Annotated in this window: 1 protein-coding gene and 2 pseudogenes; all 3 read right to left on the reverse strand. The window is 43.0% G+C overall.

The genetic code is table 11. The annotated features are described in order from the left end of the window. Positions 1–92: 92 nt before the first annotated feature. Positions 93–285, reverse strand: a pseudogene (locus EC915_RS25760) (hypothetical protein); the annotation flags it as partial. 118 nt (positions 286–403) lie between these two features. After that, positions 404–874, reverse strand: coding sequence for a hypothetical protein (locus tag EC915_RS24700; RefSeq protein WP_133753071.1), 471 nt, complete (start codon positions 872–874; stop codon positions 404–406). Next, a pseudogene (locus EC915_RS25055) lies at positions 868–1233 on the reverse strand (type IV secretion protein Rhs); the annotation flags it as partial. The pseudogene EC915_RS25055 and the gene EC915_RS24700, both read right to left, overlap by 7 nt.

The following is a 1233-nucleotide window of genomic DNA, read 5'->3' on the forward strand; positions in this document are numbered from 1 at the left end:
TGTCCAGAGCGCTCACGATAAGCTCTCCAAGGCTGGAATGACATCTGAAGTGTAGCCGAGACTAACGAAAAGCTATTTTGCGAACAGCACACTAGTGTTCCGAGTATTACAGACGCACTATCCGCAATTACAGCCTTGAGAAAATTTATCATATCGGATCGATCACTTTCCAAGTTTCGCTAACGCGTTTCTCGCTTTGGCATAAGAGTCTTTATCATTATTTAATGGCTTGCTGAGCGAGGCACTGTACTGGTTAAAGTTTTTTATAAAAAGCTCATCAAATATAGCTTGAACAAATTTTTAATCAGAACTCATAATACTCTCTACTTATCGCACTTCAGGATACATTTATTTAGGCTTATCAGCTCTTGCAGTTTACTTATTTTAAAAGGGCAAGCACAAATTAACCGTTAATAAATCCGACCACCTGTGCAGCATACTTTCTGGCGTTTGGAATTCTCTCTAGTTTAAAATACTCTTTTAATCTCTCAACACCAGCTTCTGCAAGCAGGTACTCAATAATATTTTTAAGCAAAAAGCCTTGAGAATATATACCCTGTCCCGCCTCACCAGCGTCGGTAACGTCTGGCTGTTCACCTGGTGGAAATTCTTGTTCGTCAGGAGCCCCATCCAACGCACGATACTTTCTCTCGGAGTAAGCTTTAATATGCAGAACATCTTCACGTAACACCTTGAAAATATCATTTTCGTCGAGTTCGGACAAGGACAGTGACTCATCATCAAACTCTGCAAGCATATCCTCGTAGCCTTCTTCAACTGGGATGCGCAACCTATCTCGCAACTCATTCAAAACAGCTTGATACTCGCTGGAAAAAACAATCCTTTTCGCTTTACTTTTAATATTTCCTACCATCGGTCTACACCTTTGACTATTTGCATTAATTTGAAGCCTGTGTGCCGGAACGAGTCCACGACCTCATGCTCCCAAGGAGTTAATGAAAGAAGGTTAGAAGGCTGATGGACTCCAGCACCGCCAATTCTTTGTGGTATTTGATCATGGTGAAGCTCGATAGAAAAATCCTTAGTCTGAATTTTTCCGGTCTTGCGATTCATTACCTTAGCAGTTATTTGCGGTGCCTTACCCTCAGCCATCCGGGCCATGTTGGCAGGAGAGTAAGCCTGAGTGGGTGCTTTGGCTTCCGCTTTCCAATATTTGCTTCTAGCCGTTCCCCAACACTCCCAACCCCATGGATCAACCCACGCCGTTGGGTT

This window comes from Pseudomonas sp. LP_7_YM (genome assembly GCF_004364435.1).
GTDB lineage: Bacteria > Pseudomonadota > Gammaproteobacteria > Pseudomonadales > Pseudomonadaceae > Aquipseudomonas.

Bases quoted from the DNA above. Each gene is read 5' to 3' on its own strand.
- EC915_RS24700 (WP_133753071.1), bottom strand. From the start codon at position 874: ATGGTAGGAAATATTAAAAGTAAAGCGAAAAGGATTGTTTTTTCCAGC.